16 protein-coding genes, 2 tRNA genes and 1 pseudogene are annotated in these 16,844 nt (G+C 68.3%); 7 read left to right on the top strand and 12 right to left on the bottom strand.

The genetic code is table 11. The features are described from left to right. Positions 1–4 precede the first annotated feature (4 nt). Both OVA11_RS08425 and OVA11_RS08420 read left to right on the top strand, forming a co-directional pair. The gene (locus OVA11_RS08425; protein WP_268067005.1) at positions 5–484 is read left to right on the top strand and encodes a ribonuclease H; all 480 of its coding nucleotides are present in this window, start codon (positions 5–7) and stop codon (positions 482–484) included. A gap of 179 nt (positions 485–663) precedes the next feature. Then, the gene (locus tag OVA11_RS08420; RefSeq protein WP_268067004.1) at positions 664–1,893 is read left to right on the top strand and encodes a pyridoxal phosphate-dependent aminotransferase; all 1,230 of its coding nucleotides are present in this window, start codon (positions 664–666) and stop codon (positions 1,891–1,893) included. Positions 1,894–1,943: 50 nt separating this feature from the next. Here the strand turns inward: OVA11_RS08420 and OVA11_RS08415 are convergent, their stop codons facing one another. Both OVA11_RS08415 and OVA11_RS08410 read right to left on the bottom strand, forming a co-directional pair. Then, positions 1,944–3,548, bottom strand: a complete 1,605-nt coding sequence (locus OVA11_RS08415) for a peptide chain release factor 3 (RefSeq protein WP_268067003.1) — start codon at positions 3,546–3,548, stop codon at positions 1,944–1,946. A 103-nt stretch (positions 3,549–3,651) separates the two neighbouring features. Continuing rightward, complete coding sequence (locus tag OVA11_RS08410; protein WP_268067002.1) at positions 3,652–5,181, bottom strand: hypothetical protein; 1,530 nt, start codon at positions 5,179–5,181, stop codon at positions 3,652–3,654. Positions 5,182–5,352: 171 nt separating this feature from the next. On the opposite strand from OVA11_RS08410, the gene OVA11_RS08405 reads away from it, so the two are divergent. After that, positions 5,353–5,484 carry a hypothetical protein gene (locus OVA11_RS08405; protein ID WP_024265664.1) on the top strand — a complete coding sequence of 44 codons (132 nt, stop codon included), beginning with the start codon at positions 5,353–5,355 and terminating at the stop codon, positions 5,482–5,484. Positions 5,485–5,571: 87 nt separating this feature from the next. Here the strand turns inward: OVA11_RS08405 and OVA11_RS08400 are convergent, their stop codons facing one another. Both OVA11_RS08400 and OVA11_RS08395 read right to left on the bottom strand, forming a co-directional pair. Beyond that, positions 5,572–5,952: a hypothetical protein gene (locus OVA11_RS08400; RefSeq protein ID WP_010918950.1), complete on the bottom strand. Its 381-nt coding sequence runs from the start codon at positions 5,950–5,952 to the stop codon at positions 5,572–5,574. Between the two features lie 128 nt (positions 5,953–6,080). After that, positions 6,081–6,410, bottom strand: coding sequence for a DUF1491 family protein (locus OVA11_RS08395; protein ID WP_268067001.1), 330 nt, complete (start codon positions 6,408–6,410; stop codon positions 6,081–6,083). A 68-nt stretch (positions 6,411–6,478) separates the two neighbouring features. Here OVA11_RS08395 and OVA11_RS08390 point away from each other — a divergent pair, with 68 nt between their 5' ends. After that, on the top strand, positions 6,479–7,369 hold the full coding sequence (locus OVA11_RS08390; protein WP_268067000.1) for a hypothetical protein: 891 nt from the start codon (positions 6,479–6,481) through the stop codon (positions 7,367–7,369). 12 nt (positions 7,370–7,381) lie between these two features. Here OVA11_RS08390 and divJ read toward each other — a convergent pair whose 3' ends face one another. Further along, the gene (gene divJ / locus OVA11_RS08385; RefSeq protein ID WP_268066999.1) at positions 7,382–9,139 is read right to left on the bottom strand and encodes a cell cycle sensor histidine kinase DivJ; all 1,758 of its coding nucleotides are present in this window, start codon (positions 9,137–9,139) and stop codon (positions 7,382–7,384) included. Positions 9,140–9,335: 196 nt separating this feature from the next. Here divJ and OVA11_RS08380 point away from each other — a divergent pair, with 196 nt between their 5' ends. From OVA11_RS08380 to trhO, 3 genes are read left to right on the top strand one after another with little or no spacing between them, the layout of a single operon-like run. Then, positions 9,336–10,127, top strand: a complete 792-nt coding sequence (locus tag OVA11_RS08380) for a sensor histidine kinase (RefSeq protein ID WP_268066998.1) — start codon at positions 9,336–9,338, stop codon at positions 10,125–10,127. Between the two features lie 42 nt (positions 10,128–10,169). Next, complete coding sequence (locus OVA11_RS08375; RefSeq protein WP_010918945.1) at positions 10,170–10,595, top strand: SufE family protein; 426 nt, start codon at positions 10,170–10,172, stop codon at positions 10,593–10,595. Next, positions 10,588–11,535, top strand: a complete 948-nt coding sequence (gene trhO, locus OVA11_RS08370) for an oxygen-dependent tRNA uridine(34) hydroxylase TrhO (protein ID WP_268066997.1) — start codon at positions 10,588–10,590, stop codon at positions 11,533–11,535. The genes OVA11_RS08375 and trhO overlap by 8 nt, the downstream gene beginning before the upstream one ends. A gap of 8 nt (positions 11,536–11,543) precedes the next feature. On the opposite strand, the pseudogene OVA11_RS08365 reads toward trhO, so the two are convergent. The 7 genes and pseudogenes from OVA11_RS08365 to OVA11_RS08335 all read right to left on the bottom strand — a co-directional run bounded on the left by OVA11_RS08365 (position 11,544) and on the right by OVA11_RS08335 (position 16,726). After that, positions 11,544–12,280: pseudogene (locus tag OVA11_RS08365) on the bottom strand (DUF6456 domain-containing protein). Further along, positions 12,280–12,648: a helix-turn-helix domain-containing protein gene (locus tag OVA11_RS08360; RefSeq protein WP_268066996.1), complete on the bottom strand. Its 369-nt coding sequence runs from the start codon at positions 12,646–12,648 to the stop codon at positions 12,280–12,282. Before OVA11_RS08360 ends, OVA11_RS08365 begins: the two are co-directional and overlap by 1 nt. A gap of 125 nt (positions 12,649–12,773) precedes the next feature. Further along, positions 12,774–13,697 carry a hypothetical protein gene (locus tag OVA11_RS08355; RefSeq protein WP_268066995.1) on the bottom strand — a complete coding sequence of 308 codons (924 nt, stop codon included), beginning with the start codon at positions 13,695–13,697 and terminating at the stop codon, positions 12,774–12,776. A 12-nt stretch (positions 13,698–13,709) separates the two neighbouring features. Then, on the bottom strand, positions 13,710–14,636 hold the full coding sequence (locus OVA11_RS08350) for a sugar kinase (protein ID WP_268066994.1): 927 nt from the start codon (positions 14,634–14,636) through the stop codon (positions 13,710–13,712). Positions 14,637–14,638: 2 nt separating this feature from the next. After that, entirely contained in the window at positions 14,639–16,429 is a 1,791-nt protein-coding gene (locus OVA11_RS08345) for a DUF885 domain-containing protein (RefSeq protein WP_268066993.1), read from the bottom strand. Between the two features lie 98 nt (positions 16,430–16,527). Further along, positions 16,528–16,602: transfer RNA gene (locus tag OVA11_RS08340), tRNA-Gly, on the bottom strand. 49 nt (positions 16,603–16,651) lie between these two features. Beyond that, a tRNA-Gly gene (locus OVA11_RS08335) sits at positions 16,652–16,726 on the bottom strand. Positions 16,727–16,844 lie beyond the last annotated feature (118 nt).

Genomic DNA, 16,844 nt, shown 5'->3' with positions numbered 1-16,844 from the left:
CGACATGGCCGCCGTCACCCTTTGGATCGCCAACCTCTGCCGCTCAGACCCGGGCTATGGCGGATGGGCCTATGTGCGGAAGATCGACGGCGAGACCGGCGCAGCGGCGATCAAGGGCGCCGCCGGCGGCGAGCGGCGCACCAGCAGCGCCAAGATGAGCCTGACAGCCCTGACCGAAGCCCTGGAAAGCCTCACCGACCTGCCGCCGGAGACGGCCGTCACCCTGCGGTTCCTGGACCCTGCTTTGGCCGGCCAACTGGTCGCCGCAGACGGCGACTATGCGACCGCCGAGCCGGAAGTCTGGGCCCTGGCGCGCGCCGCGGTCGCCTCGCGCCCCGTGCTGGACCTTGTCCCCGCTTCCCCCGGCGAGCCGACCAGCGGCTTTCTGTCGGCCTGGGCGGAGTTCGGGCTGGATACGGCCAAGTCGCGCGGCAGCTTCAGGGCCGCCATCCCCAAGCCGAACCTGATGAAGTTCCCAGGCTAGCGGGGCCGCCAAAGGACCAGCGGACCGTAACGGCGCTCCAAATTCGCGCCGACACAATCGACAAGGGCGTATGCCTGCCCGGGGCTTAGGCGCCGGGCGCTTTATCGCCTGCCAGACCCTTGCGCGGCCCGCGCCCTCGGCGCGTCCTTGAGCCCTCGCAACGCAGGGGAAGAACGACCATGGCCACCGAAACCTCGGACAAGCCCGCGCTGGCGCGGCGATCCTTCCTGCGCAGCGCCGCCTTCCTGGCCACCGCAGCGCCGATCATGACCGAGGCCAGCCTGGCTTACGCGGCCCAGACCCCCGCCCCGCCCTCGGGCATGGCGCTGCACGGCCAGGGCCCCACCGCGCCGCCCTCCAGCATGGTGCTGATCAACGCCAACGAAAATCCGCTCGGCCCCAGCAAGGCGGCCTGTGACGCCATCGCCCGCGTGGCGCCGCTGGGCGGACGCTATGACCTGACCGGCGAAACCGAACTCCTGACCAAGACCATCGCGGCGCAGAGCGGCCTCAAGCCGGAGTTCATCGCCGTCTATGCCGGCTCGTCCGAGCCTTTGCACTACAGCGTCCTGGCCTTCACCTCGCCGACCAAGAGCTTCGTCACCGCCGATCCGTCCTATGAGGCGGGCATGTTCGCGGCCCGCACCAGCCAGGCCAAGATCATCAAGACGCCCCTGACCAGCGCCTTCGCCCACGACGTCAAGGCGATGGTCGCCGCCGACGCTCAGGCGGGCATTATCTATATCTGCAACCCCAACAACCCGACCGGCACGCTCACGACCAAGCAGGACATCGTCTGGGCGCTGGAGAACAAGCCGGCGGGGTCGATCCTGCTGGTTGACGAGGCCTATATCCACCTGACCGACGAGCCCGACACCCTGGACCTGGTCGCCCAGGGCAAGGACCTGATCGTGCTGCGGACCTTCTCGAAGATCTACGGCATGGCCGGCATCCGCTGCGGCTTTGCGGCGGGGCGTCCGGACCTGTTGGCCAAGCTCAAGCCGTTCGGCCAGAACGCCATGCCGATCACCGGCTCGGCCGCCGCCCGCGCCTCGCTGGAGGATCCGAACCTGATCCCCGAGCGGCGCAAGATCATCGGCGACACGCGGCGCGACACGATCGCCTGGCTAAAGTCCAATGGCTACAAGGTCATCGGCGATCCGCAGACCAACTGCTTCATGATCGACACCGGCCGCAACGGCCGCGCGGTGATGGCGGCGATGAAGGCCAGGAACGTCATGATCGGCCGCACCTGGCCGATCTGGCCCAACGCCGTGCGCATCTCGGTCGGCACGCCCGAGGAGATGGCGGCGTTCAAGGTGGCCTTCAAGGCGGTGATGGACGGCCCGCCTCTCGCGGAGGCAGATCACGTTCAGCTGGCGCAGCTCGACGGTTACGTGGCGCGGTAGGCTCTGTTCGCTCCAGCGGAGCGGAGGGCGGCGCCCGCCGCCTGACGCCCCTACGCCCGCTCCTTGGTCCGCTCGAACCGCACCTTCGGGTACTTGTCGGCGACGTAGCCGATCTCCCAGGCGCTCTTGCCCAGGAACACCGGCGCTTCGTCGATGTCCTGCCCCATGGCCGACTTGTGCTTGTCGACGAAGTCCTCGACGGCGGCGCGCTCGCCCACCAGCCAGCGCGCCTCGGCGAACGGGCTGTTCTCGAAGATCACGTCCAGCTGGTACTCGTTGGACAGGCGATCGGCCATGACCTCGAACTGCAGCTGGCCGACGGCGCCGACGATGAAGTCGCTGCCGATCATCGGGCGGAACAGCTGGGTGACGCCCTCTTCGGCCAGGCCTTCCAGCGCCTTCTTCAGGTGCTTGGCCTTCAGCGGATCCTTGACCCGCACGCGGCGCAGGATTTCCGGGGCGAAGTTGGGCAGGCCGGCGAAGCGCAGGGTCCCGCTCTCGGACAGGCTGTCGCCCACCCGCAGCACGCCATGGTTCGGAATGCCGATCACGTCGCCGGCGAAGGCGTCCTCGGCCAGCTCGCGGTCGGAGGCGAAGAACATGATCGGCGCGTTGACGCTCATGGCCTTGCCGGTGTTCTGGGCCTTCAGCTTCATACCGCGCGTGAAGCGGCCGCTGGTCAGGCGCAGCATGGCGATGCGGTCGCGGTGGTTGGGGTCCATGTTCGCCTGGACCTTGAACACGAAGCCCGAGACTTCCTTGTCGCCGGGCTCGACGCTGGTCGCCTCGCCGTTCTTCTCGGCCTTCATGGCCTTGGGCGACGGGGCGTAGGCGCCGATGCCGGCCAAGAGCTCCTTGACGCCGAAGTGGCGCAGGGCCGAGCCGAAGAACACCGGCGTCATGTGGCCTTCCAGGAAGGACTGGACCTCGAACGTCGGATAGCCGCCGCCGACCAGTTCGGCCTGCTCTTCCAGCTCGGCCTTCTCGGCGTCTTCCAGGAACTGGTTGATCGAGTTGCCGTCAAAGGCGACCGGCTCGGGGTGGCCCTCATCGTCGCCCGAACCGCCGGTGCGCTTGGCGTAGGGGATGAAGATCCCCTCGCGCATGTCCAGCATGCCCTTGAAGCGACCGCCCGACCCCGCCGGCCAGTAGAGCGGCGCGGGATCCAGCGCCAGCTTGGAGGCGATCTCGTCCAGCAGCTCGATGGGGTCCTGGGCCTCGCGGTCCATCTTGTTGATGAAGGTGATGATCGGGATGTCGCGCAGGCGGCAGACCTCGAACAGCTTTAGGGTCTGGGGCTCGATGCCCTTGGCGGCGTCCAGCACCATGATCGCCGCGTCGGCGGCGGTGAGGGTGCGGTAGGTGTCTTCCGAGAAGTCCTCGTGGCCCGGCGTGTCCAAGAGGTTGAACATCTTGCCGTCGTGGTCGAACGTCATCACCGAGGCGCTGACCGAGATCCCGCGCTCGCGCTCGATCTTCATCCAGTCCGACCGGGTGCGACGGTTCTCGCCGCGCGCCCGCACGGCGCCGGCGGCCCGGATCGCCCCGCCGGCCAGCAGGATGTTTTCCGTCAGGGTCGTCTTGCCGGCGTCGGGGTGGCTGATGATGGCGAAGGTGCGCCGACGGGCGGCTTCAGCGGCGGGTGCAGTGCTCATGGGCGGGGACCTACCCGTCCACGGCGTCCTTGTCACCTGCGCCGCACGACGCGGGGCGACAAGCAAGACGAAGGCTCGGGCCGATAGCGGTTCGATCTGTCGTTCAGGACGACGGGCTCTGGCCCGGCGCTGCGGCGAGTTTCTCGCGAATGGACTTCAGCAAGGCCGCGGCGGTCTCGCTCATCTGTCCGCCGTGGGGGCTGTTGGCGACCGGCTCAAGCATTGCATGGGCGTCAGCATAGCGCCCGCGTGCGGCGAGCGCCTGGCCGACCGTCAGACGGATCTCCGAGACCTGAGGCGCCAGTTGCGCGCTGAGCTCCAGAACGTTCAGCGTGTTGTCGCTGGGATAGCCGGGCTCGCCGAGGCGTGTCTTCGCGAAGTTATAGAGCGTCTGATAGCTGTCGGGCTGGGCCTTGTTGGCCCGACCAAAGAATCGCGCCGCTTCAGCGACCAGGACCTTGGCCTCGGCGGGCTTGTCCTTGAGCGCCTTGGCCGCGTCGAGACGGCTTTCCCCCGCCAGCCGCAAGGCCTCGGCGTCGTCGGGATGCTTGGCGATCCAGTCGGCCAACATCGCGTCGGCCGCGGCGCGGTCGCCATAGTCGGCTTCGACACGCGCCAGGGTCAGGGTGGCCAGGCGGTCCCCCGGGTACCGGGCGGCGTCGGCGCGCACCGTCTTCAGCAGCCTCTGGCCGAGTTCCTTGGGCGGACCGCGCTTGGCCATCTGATTTTCGAGCATCAGGTCACCGGCCGACGACGGGAGGGTCGTCACCACCATCGGGAAGTCCGGCTGCTTGTCCCGGACCAGCGTCTTGTTGGGAATGGCGCTGCGCAGATAGCTCCGCATCACCCGTTCCAGGTCATCCACCGCGACGCCCGTCGTCTTAGGCCAGGCCGTCAGCGGGTCCTCGCCGCGCGCCGTCGCCGCGACAAAGGCCGACAGCTGCTTCTTCCGCTCGGGATCCGACAGCATGTAGTGGGTCAAAAGCCAGGACTGACCGTAGTACATGGCGCCCTGACGCTCGGTGAGCGCGCGGGGACGCTTGGTCAAGAGATCGCGCGCCGACACCCAGGAGCCGTTCAAGAGGTTGGAGACCCGCGCCCCGTTGGGCGCCCCGACCAGGATCTTCTTGTCCTGGATGTCGGCGGTCATGAAGTACTCGGCGTAGCCTTCGACCAGCCAGGCGGGATAGGCGCCCGGATAGTGCTGCAGCATGAAGTGGTGGACATACTCATGCAGCACGGCGTCGTCGGCCAAGCCTGTGGACTTGCGAACAGCGACCGCGAAAATGTCGTTGGTTCCGGCGGTATAGACGCCCGCCGCCGACTCTGCGTCGGGAAAGACGCGCTGCAACTGGTCGGCGCTGCGCACCAGATAGACATCCAGCTTGCGCGCCGTATCGTCCTGATCCGGCGCCCGGCCATGGAACAGACGCAGCAGCGCGTCGAAGTCCTCGAGCTTGGCGGTGAAGGCGCGCAGACCGCTTTCGCCGCCGTCGCTGTAAACCACGAAGTGAGCGCTCTCGGCCCGCTGCCATTCGGCGCGCGCCAGGCTAGGGCGGCCAAGGATCGCCAGGCTCAAAACCAAGCCGAGCACAGCACGAACAAACATCGACCTGACAAAGCCCCAATCCACAACCCCGAATTGAAGCTAAGCGACACGCACGCCGGCTGGCAAGGCGCGTCGCCTCGCGTCGTGACGTCCAGGCGACAAAATGCCCCTGTTCGAACATCCGGTTTGGAGTCATCCTCCCCTCATCCGCACCGGCAGGCGTCAGATCGCCGGGCGTATGGAGGAAATCGAAAGATGGCCCTGCTCGACCATCATCGCGCCCCGACTCGTCAACATCCCGCAGGCAGCGCCTTGTGCCTGGCCCTGGCCATTGCCGGTCTGGCCGCTTCGGCCGTGGCGCTGAGCTGGATGATGAACTTCGTCTAGGCCCCTTTCTGATCTGGTTGAACCATCAGATCAGAAGGTTGGAGCGCCGCAGACCCGATCGTCGTGTCACACGGATCGAGTAACGCTTTAGGCGGCGAGACGACGCCAGACTTGGCGATCAGCTTCGATATTGGTGAGCGCGCCGCTGTTCTGCCGCTCCAGCAGAGTCGCCATGACCTCGACGCTCAACTGCGCATAGCGCACCTGCACATCCGCAACCCGGCAACCACGGCCTGGAGCGATGAACAGCGCCGCGTTGATTTCCGGAGTCTTGGATACGATCAGGGCGGCCAGACGCTCGGCCCGTTCGCGGTCCTTCATGTGTAGCAGGGGCTCCTCGGAGAACAGCTCCTTGCCCAGTTCTCCGACATAGCTCAGCGAGAGCTTGGCGAAGCGGTCGCGCGTCACCGGCGGCGTCAGTTCCGCAGCGTCGAAGCTCAAGACCACATCGTTCATGAGGAAAAGCATGGCGGGTACGCGAGCGCTGTTGAGGGGACCTTGGACCCCTTGATCATGCCCGACGCACGCTTTCGCTCCGGTTTAGGAGCAAGGTTAACGCCATCTCGGCCCGCCCCTTTTCACAGGGCTGTCGTCGCTCAGGACTCGACCGGCTCGGTCAGAAAGTGGCGACCGTCGCGATCCTCGATCTCGACCACCCAGATATCGGGGTCGATACGCGCGGCGCGCTCGGCGTAGGCGTCCAGATCCGGCTCGAAGGTCGAGCGCACAGGCTGCATCCAGAAGCGCTCACCGTCTCCGCGCGTCGCCTCGCTGAACAGGCGCGCGGTCCCCTCCCGGCGATCGACCACCTTGACCAGAACCGCGCCGGCGCGCGCGTCGCCCTTGCGAGCGACCGTGGCGAAGGCCCCGCCCAGTTCGGCCCGGCGGATCAGCGCCGCGACCCAGATATCCGTCGAAAGAAGCATCGCTAACCGAACCGCAACCCGGGCGCGTCTAGAACCCGTCCTTCAAGTTTCGTCACTCCCATAGGCCAATGACGTTCGCAGAGCACCCCAAAGGTCGCATCCGACGCGGGATCGCCATGGCGATCAGCCTGATGGCCTCCGCCTGTCCGGGCGCGCTCCTCGCCGCTGATACAGGCGGGCAGCTCTATGAGCGCACCCTGATGACAGCGGCCGACAGCCGCTGCCGGCTGTTCTCGCCGACCATCTCGTCCGCGCTCGACGCCGCCCGCGCCCAGGCCCGCGGCGCCGCGCTGCGCTCGGGCGCCACCGAACTGCAGGTCGCCGCGCTCGAACAGCGCGCCCGCGCCAAGGCCGCCAGCGCCACGTGCGACTCCAAGGACCTCACCGTGGCCGCCGCCCGCGTGAAGAAGGCCTTCGAGGGCTACTCCCAGCTGCTGACCATGACCTATCCGGGCGATGTCTCATCCTGGAAGGCCGAGCGGTCGGTGTCGGCCACCATTCCGGTCTGGCGGCTGTCGCAGCCGTCGAGCTTTGGCGCCGATCGGCTGATGTTCGGTCTGGCCGGGCGCGCCAAGGCCGTGCTGGCTGTCTCAACCTTCGAGAACGGCCAACGCCCCTATGTGGCGCGGATCATTCTGCGCGACACCAAGCGCACGCTCGGCCCCTATATCGACACGCGGTCTGGCAAGAATCTCGCGGGCAAGATCCCGCCGCGCAACGCCAGCCTGGTCTTCACGGCCGAGCGGCGCGAGGAGGCCCCGGTGACCCTGCTGCCGACCGGCGCCAAGACGGGCCTGGCCTTCCGCTTCCCGGAGGCGGTGGCCGAGGCGATGTCGCAACTGGACCCTCGTGAAGCGGTCACGGTGGAGTTCGCCTTCGCCGGACGCGGCGAGGAGGTCACGCGCAAGGCCTATATCGAGGTCGGAGACTTCGCCGCCGGACGGGCGTTCCTGCGGTAAGGCCAGAGCGCCTCAGCGCGGCGCGAAGGCGATGACGTTGTCGCCCAGGCTGGCCGGCGGCGGTTCCTCGACCGTGGGAGCGGGTTCCGGCGCCGACGGCGCTTCTGGCGCGGCTGGCGGCGTCGGCGTCGCAGCGACCATCGGCGCCAGCAGCACAGGCAGACGCACCGACACGGTCGTGCCTGCGCCCAGGCGGCTCTCGATCACCATCTCGCCGCCATGCAGCTGGGCGAAAGCCCGCACCAGCGACAGGCCAAGGCCCGTGCCCCGCGCGCGCTGTTCGGCCCCGCCGGCCTGCTCATAGGGACGCCCCAGGCGTTCCAGGTCCTCAGGACTGATCCCGACGCCCGTATCGGCGACCACGATCTCGAGCACGCCATCATAGCCGTGCGCCGTGACGGTCACCTGCCCGCCGCGCGGGGTGAACTTCAGGGCGTTGGAGACGAGGTTCAGGACGATCTGCTTCAGCGCGCGGCGATCAGCATCGACCTCCAGCTCGCCGGGCGGCAGGACGCCGCGCAGCTGAACTCCGGCGGTGTCGGACTGAACGCGCAGCAGCCGCATCGCCGCCTGAACCGCCTCGCGCGCGTCGAACACACCGCGCTGCAGCTCGAACCGCTCGGCCTCGATCTTGGACATGTCCAGCACGTCGTTGATCAGGTCCAGCAGATGGCCGCCGCTCTCGTGGATCAGCTCAGCGTACTCGGCGTAGCGGTCGCTCAGCGGACCAAACATCCGCGCCCGCATGATGTCGGAGAAGCCCATGATGGCGTTCAGGGGCGTGCGAAGCTCATGGCTCATATTGGCAAGGAACCGCGCGCGGCCGGCGGCCAGGGCCTCGGCGTCAATACGCGCCTGGTCGAGCGCATGCTCGCGATGGCGCTCCACGGTGATGTCGCGCAGCACGCCGACCAGCTGGTTCGGCGCAACACGGTGCATGTCCAGGGCCACCACGCGCTCGACGCCCAGCGCGGGGTTGAAGGTCAGGCTGGCCGAGCCCTCACGGTGAGCCTGGGCGATAGCGGCGGTCAGGCGCTGACGGTCGCCGGGCGCAGCCGCGCCGGTGAGACCGCGATTGACGAGATCCGCGCGGGTGACGCCGGGCGGCGCCGCGCCGCGCACGGCGGTCACCTGTCCCTGCCCCCGGACGGCGATCGCCAAGTGCGGCAGGCCGTCGAGCAAGGTCTCCAGACCGATGATCTCGCTGGCGTAGCGATCGTCGCGCGCGCCCTGGCGACGCCGGCCGATCAGGAGGCCGGCGGCGAGACCAAGACCGGTCGTCACCAGCGCCAGAAAGCCCAGAACAAAGGCCAGCGGCCCCGTCGGCGCCGCGGGCGCCAGGCCGGAAAGCTGGGTCAGCGCCGCGACACAGGCCCCGATCAGAGCCAGGGCCGCGCCCTCGGCCAGACGCTTGGGCTGATCCTGGGTGGAGGCGGCCGCCACGGGCGCGAGACACCAGGCGGCCATGGCCCCGCCCACGCCGCCGGTCAGCACCGCCGCCAGCGAGCCGCCCACGGCCCACAGCACCAAGAGCCAGGACTGGGTGCGTTCGTCCTCCCGCGTGAAAATCAGCGACGCCAAGGCAGGCAGAGCGCCAGCGCCGAGCGCCGCCCACACAGGCCAACCGCCGGAGTCGGCGGTGAACAGGGCCGCCGCCGCCGCCAGACAGACAGCCGCCAGCCACCCGAGCCGCCAAGCGTGCGCAGGATCTAGCCCGGCGGCGCGTGCGGCCGGACGTCTGAACGGGTCTGGAAGCGTTTCGAATTCCAAGGCCAGTCGACTTTTAAGCGCGGTGGGGAGGATCACCGTCGTCAAACCTTAACGCGGGGCGGGCCTTCCCTCCAACCCCGCACAATCTCCGGGCGACCTTTCGTGGTGGAAGCCCTGTGGACGGAAACGGAATCGTAAGCGCCTGCTCCCATGCTGATCATCCGATTCAGCACGGACAGAAGGTCCGGGAGACCCCATGGCACAGCCGGCGATCCAGGACGCGTCGCAAGACAGCGCCGTCACGCCCTCGCCGGCCGATCGCCGCGCGGCCGCACAGGCGCGCCGCCAACTGGCGCTGGAAGAGCGCAAGCGCTCCTTCCTGCGGATGGTCAGCCACGAACTGCGAACCCCGCTGAACGCCGTCATCGGCTTCTCGGAGATCCTGTCGCAGGAGCTCTATGGCCCCCTGGGCAGCCCCCAGTATCGCGAATACGCCACGATCGTGCATGACAGCGGCCTGAAGCTGCTGAAGCTGGTCAACCAGATCGTCGAACTCGCGCGGCTCGAGGGCCAGGCCAGCGATATCGAAATGACGCCTGAGGCCCTCGACGAGGCCATCGAGGACGTCGTCGACAGCCTGCGCGCCGAGATCGCCCGCCGGGACGTGATCGTCCACGTCGTCGGCGCGGGCGCCCTGCCCTCGGTTCAGGCCGACAGCCGGGGCCTTCGGACCATGCTGACCAACCTGCTGCAGAACGCGGTCACGCACTCGCCCGCCGGCGGCGTCATCCATGTCACGGCCGCACGCGTGGACGGCGAGATCGAGATCGCCATCCGCGACCAGGGCCCGGGCGTTGAAAGCGCCGAGCTGCCGCGCCTGCTCCAGCCCTTCGAACAAGGCGGCTGCGCGCTCACGCGCACCCACGAAGGCGCCGGCCTTGGTTTGCCGATCGTGGACCTGCTGTCGCGCGCCATGGGCGGACAACTGAAGCTCTCCTCCAGCCTCGGCGCCGGCTTCCTGGCCCGCCTGATCCTCAGAGCCGCCTAGCCGGTGCTTGCCTAAGCGCGGCGAGGCGCCTAAACGCCGCGCATGACCAGCCCCATCGACACCGCCCTGACCGACCTCGCCGACGAGTTCGAACTGCTGGGCGATTGGGAAGAGCGCTATCGCTACGTGATCGAGCTCGGCAAGGACCTGGCGCCGCTGACCGACGCCGAACGCTCCGAAGCGAACAAGGTGCGCGGCTGCGCCAGCCAGGTGTGGCTGGTCACCGAGCCGCAAGCCGACGGCTCGATCGTCTTTCGCGGCGACAGCGACGCCCACATCGTCAGCGGCCTGATCGCCATCCTGCTGCGGCTCTATTCGGGCCGGGCCGCCGCCGACATCGCCGGCTTCGACGCCAAGGCCGCCTTTGATCGCCTGGGCCTGTCCGAGGCGCTGTCGTCACAGCGCTCGAATGGCCTCAAGTCGATGGTCGCCCGCATCCAGCGCGACGCGCAGGCCGCGCTTGGCTAGCTATCGCGTCGCCGCGCTCTATCGCTTCACACGCCTCGAAGATCCGGCGGCGATCCAGGGGCCGCTGGCGGCCCTGTGCTGTAGCCTTGGCGTCAAGGGCACGCTGCTTCTGGCGCGCGAAGGGATCAACGGCACGATCGCCGGCGAGAACGCCGCCATCGAGGCGGTGCTGGCCCATATCCGCGCCCTACCCGGCTGCGCGGATCTGACGCCCAAGACCGCCTGGGCCGAGCGCATGCCCTTCTACCGGATGAAGGTCCGGCTGAAGAACGAGATCGTCACCCTGGGCGAGCCCGACCTCGATCCCACCGATGCTGGAACCTATGTCGAGCCCGCCGACTGGAACGCCCTGATCAGCGATCCGGACGTGCTGGTGATCGACACGCGCAACGCCTACGAGGTGGCGGTCGGCCGCTTCGAGGGCGCGATCGATCCGCAGACCGCCAGCTTCGCCGACTTCCCCGCCTGGTTCCGCGACTGGCGAAAGAGCGTCGAGGCCGAACGCAGCCCAGACGCGCCGCTCAAGGTGGCGATGTACTGCACCGGCGGGATCCGCTGCGAGAAGTCGACCGCCTTCCTGAAGTCCGAGGGCGTCGAGCAGGTCTTCCACCTGAAGGGCGGTGTTCTGGACTATCTGGAACAGATCCAGCAGCCCGAAAGCCTCTGGCGCGGCGAGTGCTTCGTGTTCGACGAGCGCGTCTCGGTGGGCCATGGGCTCGCAAAAGGCGACCACGTCCTGTGCCGGGGCTGTCGCATGCCGGTCAGTCCGCAGGATCAGGCCTCTCCGCTCTATGTCGAGGGCGTGGCCTGCCCCGCCTGTCATGACCAGCGCAGCGAAGAGCAGAAGGCGCGCGCCGCCGAGCGTCATCGTCAGGTTCTGCATTGCGAGGCCCTGGGCGTCGACCATGTCGGCGCGACCCTGCCGACCAAGACCGACTGAACCTCGCTTCACGCCATCCGATAGTGTTTCGCCAACGCCTGCAGGGCCAGCTTCAGCACCGTCTTGCCCGCGCGCCGGGGGAGCTTGAGCGAGGCCTCTGCGGCCTCGAGCGCTGAACCCATCAGGCAGACACGTTCGAGAATCTCGCGCAATCCGGGCCCCACGGCGGCGAGCGCTCGGGCGATCCTCTCACGGGTGGCGTGATCACGCTCGGCAGGCGCCAGCGCCGGCCGGCCACCGTCCACGCGGGACACAGCGTCCCAGCGCATGGTCATGCGACCCAGCGTTCCCAGGCTCTCGAACTCCTCGCGCAGCCGTTCTGCCGCCGCGATCTCGGCGGGCGCCAGCCAGGGCCGTCCGTGGCTGTCCCGACGGCGGGACAGCCAGGCGATCGGCGACTCCCCAGATTGCGCTGGACGACGCCGTCCGCCGTCTCGACCGAGGCCTCGATGACGCCCGGGCGCCCCGGCGGCGGCGGCGGCGGCGCGACTTCAGGCCGAGCGACCATCGTCCAGCCGCCTTCTCGACGTGGCTTGAGCGTCGCCTCCCGCGCCAGGACCGCGAAGGCGGCGTCGTCCAGGGTCAGCATCACGCAACGCCGACGGCTGGCGCCGAGCCTGACGCCGTAGCCGCCGCCATGGGGCTCGATCACCGCGCCGGGCCTGGCCAGCAGCCGCATGGCGCGCTCGGCGCGGCGCTCGGCGTCCAAAGCCGCCTCGAAACGGGCATGAAGCGCGCCGGTCATCATGGCAGGTCCTGAGCGTGCGACGGGGCCTGACGCAGACAGGCCTCCAGTTCGCAGAGGCGCCGATCAAAGGCCTCGTCCTCGCGCAGGTCCTCGATCTTGCGACAGGCGTGCCCGCAGGTGGTGCGATCCCGGCCAAAGGCGAACGCTACCCGCGCTAGGGGCCAATGCAGGGTGATGTGGGTCAGGTAGATGGCGAGCTGCCGGGCGCGCACCGCCGTGTGGGACGCCCGCTTGGGCGTTGCGATCTCCACCGCCGGCACGCCGGTGGCCAGGGAAACAAGGTGGGTGACGAAGCCGACCGTCAGGCGGTCGCGTCGGGGATCGGGCGTGATCGCCCAGATATCCTCAAGGGCTTGAACCAGCATGGCGTCCTCTCCTCCAGGCCGCGAGCGCAGCCGGCGAACACCACTATAGGTTTATATTCCGCGCAGAGGAAGATATTCCTATTTCGCTCATGCAAGCTCGAGCTAAGCGATTGTTTTTTCTTAGTCTAGGCGGCCGCTACGCTCATCAGAGCCTGTGAATAGACGACGGTCTCCCGAGAGGGCTTGGCCTCCGTGGCCGCCAAACGAATCATGGGCGTTTTTTGGAAGACACCCCGCATCGCCATCACCCACGCCGCGTCCGGCGGATCGCCGGCGCGAAGGCGACGACATTCATCAACGGCCTCAGCTGTCCCCGATGAGGTCGCGCGCCGAAGCTCGGCCGGCGCGTGCTCTCTCAAGGCCGCCATGACCGCCTCGGGAGCAGCGGGCGCTTCGGCGAGCCAGGCCTCGGCCAGCCGAAACCCTTCGCCGCCGAGCAGCCGAAGCATGTAGGCGGCGTTGGATTGGATTTGCACGACGCCATGACGGTCCACGGCGATCATCGGATACAGCGGCGCCAGTTCCGGCAGCACGCTGTTGGCATAGACACGCGCCTGCCAGTAGCGCTCGGCGATCGTCGCGAAGTCGAACGCGTCGCGCACCAGCGCAAAGCCAGACTCCTCCAGCGGCAGAATCTGGATCTTAGGTTTGCGGACGTCGACAGTGTCATTGGACACATCGACATAGAGACCGCCGATCTGCAGCGCGTTCTGGAAAAACTGTTCGCGCAGCACGCCCCAGAGAATTCTCACCTCGCCGCCGTGACGAAAGAACGCCCGCAGAGCGCGTTCTTCGGCCGGCCCGTCACGCCGCGCCGCAAGCGCCTGCAACTGCTCGGCCATGGCGTTGGTGATCTCCAGGCAGCAGCCATAGGGATAGGGCTGCGTGTAGCGCCCGGCCAACTCGGCGGTCAGATAGGCGTCGACGCCCTGGCGAAGCCTCAGAAGCAAGCTGTGCAGCCGGTCCAGGGCTGGCGTCAGGAATCTCTTGGTCAGCGCCGCCTGCTCGCGGCTGACCCGCAGCGGAGGCGGCGGGATCAAGAAGGACATGGTTCGGGGTACTCAAACTAAAGAAGGCATCCCTACCTCCGGCGCAACGATCGCGCCACGGTGGGACACCACAATCCCAGCCAGGGCGTGGGCGCGGGCGACAGCGTCGGCGATGGTCGCGCCCGCCAGTCGCGAGGACAGATAGGCGGCGTTGAAGCTGTCCCCAGCGCCGGTGGTGTCCACGGCCTTCACCCGCGCCGGCGCCGGCGTGGCCGTGCGTCCGTCCGGTCTGAGAACATTGACCGCATGGCTCTCATCCCGCGCCACCACCTCGGCGCCGGCGGCGGCCCATTCGGCGGCGAGATCCTCGGCCTCGCGGCCATAGAGCGGCCGGCTGTCCTCGCTGCTCAGCGAGACATAGCGGCAGGCTGGAACAACGCCATCGAGCGCCGCGCGGGCGGCCTCGGCGCTTGGCCACAAGGCCGGGCGGTAGTTGAAGTCCAGCGCCACGGCCACGCCGTGCGAGTGGACGTAAGCGAGGATGTCGCGCAGCCGCGCCCGGCCGATGTCGCCGATCACGGCCAGGGTGACGCCCGACAAATAGACCAGATCACTGGCCTTGGCCGCCTCGATCAGCTGGTCGGCGGTATGGGCCGAGAACAGGTCGCGGATCGGCGCGCGCTCGCGCCAGTAGTGGAACTTCCGCTCGCCGTGGTCATCCAGCACGATAGCGTAGAGGCCCGGCAGGCGGTTCTCGACCTGACGCACCAGCTGGGTGTCCATGCCCTCGCGGCGCATGGCCGTCAGCACGCCTTCGCTGAACGGGTCTCCCTGACCCAGCGCCGTGCAATAGGCGACCTGATCGCCCAGCCGCGCCATGTAGATCGCCGTGTTGAAGGTGTCGCCGGCGAAGCCCATCCGATAGAGCGGCGCGCCGCCGTCCCCGGCCTCCGGCGACAGCTCGACCATGCACTCGCCTAGAACCGTGATCCTGGCCACGGTCAGCCCTTGGCCTTGCTGGACGGCGCGGGCTTGGCCAACTCCTGGGCGGTCCAGGCGTCGATCCTGGTCTCCAGCACCGAGAGCGGCAGCGACCCGCGCAGCAGCACCGCGTCGTGGAAGCCGCGCTCGTCGAACCGGTCGCCCAGCTTGGCTTCCGCGCGCTTGCGCAGCTCCAACAGCCTCAGCTCACCGATCTTGTAGGCCAGGGCCTGGCCGGGCCAGGAGACATAGCGCTTGAGCTCGACCTCGATATTGGTCGGCGACAGGGCGGTGTTGTCGGTGAAGCAGGCGCGGGCCTGGTCGATGCTCCAGCCCTTCCAGTGCATGCCGGTGTCGGCCACCAGGCGGCAGGCGCGCCACATCTCGTAGGACAGTCGGCCGAACAGCTCATAGGGGTCGCGATAGATGCCCATCCCCTCGCCCAGCCATTCCGAATACAGACCCCAGCCCTCACCGAAGGCGGTGAAATAGAGGTTCTTGCGGAACTCCGGCACATTGACCTGCTCGGCGGCCAGGGCAGTCTGGATATGGTGGCCCGGCGCGCCTTCGTGCAGCACCAGGGCGGGCAGCTCGTAGAGCGGCCGCTGGTCCAGCTCGGAGGTGTTGATCATAAGGCCGCCCGCGCGACCGACCTTGGCGTCGCCGCCGAAATAGCGGCCGGTGGTGTAGCCCTTCTCGATGCTGGCCGGCACCGCTCGCACGCCGTAGGGCAGACGCGGCAGCACGCCGAAGTGGGCCGGCAGTTGGTCATCGGCGCGCTTGGCGATCTCGCTGGACTTCTCCAGCAGTTGCTCGCGGCTGGTGGCGTAGAAGCGCGGCTCCTTGCGCAGCATGGCGATGAAGGCCGGCAGGTCACCCTGGAAGCCGGCGGCCTTCATGGTCTCTTCCATGCGGGCCCGGATGCGCTTCACCTCGGCCTGCCCGATGTCGTGGATCTGGTCGGGCGTCAGGGTCGTGGTCGTGTGGCGACGCGCCAGGAAAGCATAGTAGCGCTTGCCGTCCGGCAGGTCGGACGCCCCCAGGCTCTTGGCCGCGCGCGGCGTGTACTCTTCGGCCATGAACTTGACGAAGCCGGCGCGGGCGGGCGCGACGCTGTCCTTGATCGCCTTCTCGCCCTCGGCGACCAGCGCCGCGCGGGTGGCTTCGGGCATGCTGGCCGGCAGATTACGCAGCGGGGCCAGCAGCGGATCCTCGGCCAGCGGCGTCGTCGCAGCGCGCTGGGCGCGGTCCTGGACGGCCTGGGCGGTAGAAACCGCGTGGACGAAACCCGTGCTCACGCCGCGCCGGGCGTTGGCGATATTGGCGGCGTACCAGGCGGGCATGCGGTTGAGCAGCGCGATCCAGCGCCGCGCCTCGGCCTCGGTCTTCAGACGCATGCCGCTGGCGCGATATAGCATCATCACGTCAAAGCCGCCGTCGCTGCTGAACGGCGTGCGCGCCTCGTCGAAGCCGCCCGCTTCGACGCGGTCCTTCACCGCCCACAGCAGCAGGTCCCGGGTCAGCTTCTCGTCGTCGGAGAGGCCGGTCACGTCCATGGCCGAGAGGTCGGCCGAGATCGCCTTGAGCTTGGTCAGCCTGGCGGCGTCGGCGGCCGGCGAGACATCGGGAAGGCGCCAGCGCGCCGCGTCGCCGCCGGCGTCGTCAGGGTCGCCATCCGCATTGCCCAGCGCTTCATAGCGCGCCACCAGGCCGGTGAGCGTTTCGGCAGGGCCGGCCCAGGCGGACGAAACGACCAGGGCGGTGAGACAGACGCCGGCCAGGGCGGCGCGCCAGGTGCGATGCTGAGTCATGGCGCCAAGATTAGGCCAAGGCCGCGCCGCGTCCACACGCGAATCGACCGTCCCGAAGGAACAAGTCGATAAGATCCAATTGTCGGGAAAACCGAGAATGGAGCGGGCGAAGAGATTCGAACTCTCGACATCCACCTTGGCAAGGTGGCGCTCTACCACTGAGCTACGCCCGCGCTATTCGCGAGATATGGTCTCATCCAGCCTGCCCGGCAACCGGGAGAATGGAGCGGGCGAAGAGATTCGAACTCTCGACATCCACCTTGGCAAGGTGGCGCTCTACCACTGAGCTACGCCCGCATCGGCGAGGCCCAGAAGAGCGCCCCGCGACGAGGAGGCGGCTTATGGCAGAGCGCTTCGCGGTTTGCAAGCGCCCTTTGAGGGGTTGCATCGCGGGTTTTTTCCGGGGCTTGATCCG

Source organism: Caulobacter sp. SL161, assembly GCF_026672375.1.
Taxonomy (GTDB): domain Bacteria; phylum Pseudomonadota; class Alphaproteobacteria; order Caulobacterales; family Caulobacteraceae; genus Caulobacter.
The sequence above is the reverse complement of the archived record's forward strand: the minus strand, read 5'-3'. Positions and strand labels throughout refer to the sequence as shown.

Coding starts and splice junctions, on each gene's coding strand:
- OVA11_RS08345 (WP_268066993.1), bottom strand. CDS start 16,429: ATGACTCAGCATCGCACCTGGCGCGCCGCCCTGGCCGGCGTCTGTCTC.
- OVA11_RS08380 (WP_268066998.1), top strand. CDS start 9,336: ATGGCACAGCCGGCGATCCAGGACGCGTCGCAAGACAGCGCCGTCACG.
- OVA11_RS08360 (WP_268066996.1), bottom strand. CDS start 12,648: ATGCTGGTTCAAGCCCTTGAGGATATCTGGGCGATCACGCCCGATCCC.
- OVA11_RS08420 (WP_268067004.1), top strand. CDS start 664: ATGGCCACCGAAACCTCGGACAAGCCCGCGCTGGCGCGGCGATCCTTC.
- OVA11_RS08395 (WP_268067001.1), bottom strand. CDS start 6,410: ATGCTTCTTTCGACGGATATCTGGGTCGCGGCGCTGATCCGCCGGGCC.
- OVA11_RS08405 (WP_024265664.1), top strand. CDS start 5,353: ATGGCCCTGCTCGACCATCATCGCGCCCCGACTCGTCAACATCCCGCA.
- OVA11_RS08425 (WP_268067005.1), top strand. CDS start 5: ATGGCCGCCGTCACCCTTTGGATCGCCAACCTCTGCCGCTCAGACCCG.
- OVA11_RS08390 (WP_268067000.1), top strand. CDS start 6,479: ATGACGTTCGCAGAGCACCCCAAAGGTCGCATCCGACGCGGGATCGCC.
- OVA11_RS08355 (WP_268066995.1), bottom strand. CDS start 13,697: ATGTCCTTCTTGATCCCGCCGCCTCCGCTGCGGGTCAGCCGCGAGCAG.
- OVA11_RS08415 (WP_268067003.1), bottom strand. CDS start 3,548: ATGAGCACTGCACCCGCCGCTGAAGCCGCCCGTCGGCGCACCTTCGCC.
- OVA11_RS08375 (WP_010918945.1), top strand. CDS start 10,170: ATGACCAGCCCCATCGACACCGCCCTGACCGACCTCGCCGACGAGTTC.
- OVA11_RS08400 (WP_010918950.1), bottom strand. CDS start 5,952: ATGCTTTTCCTCATGAACGATGTGGTCTTGAGCTTCGACGCTGCGGAA.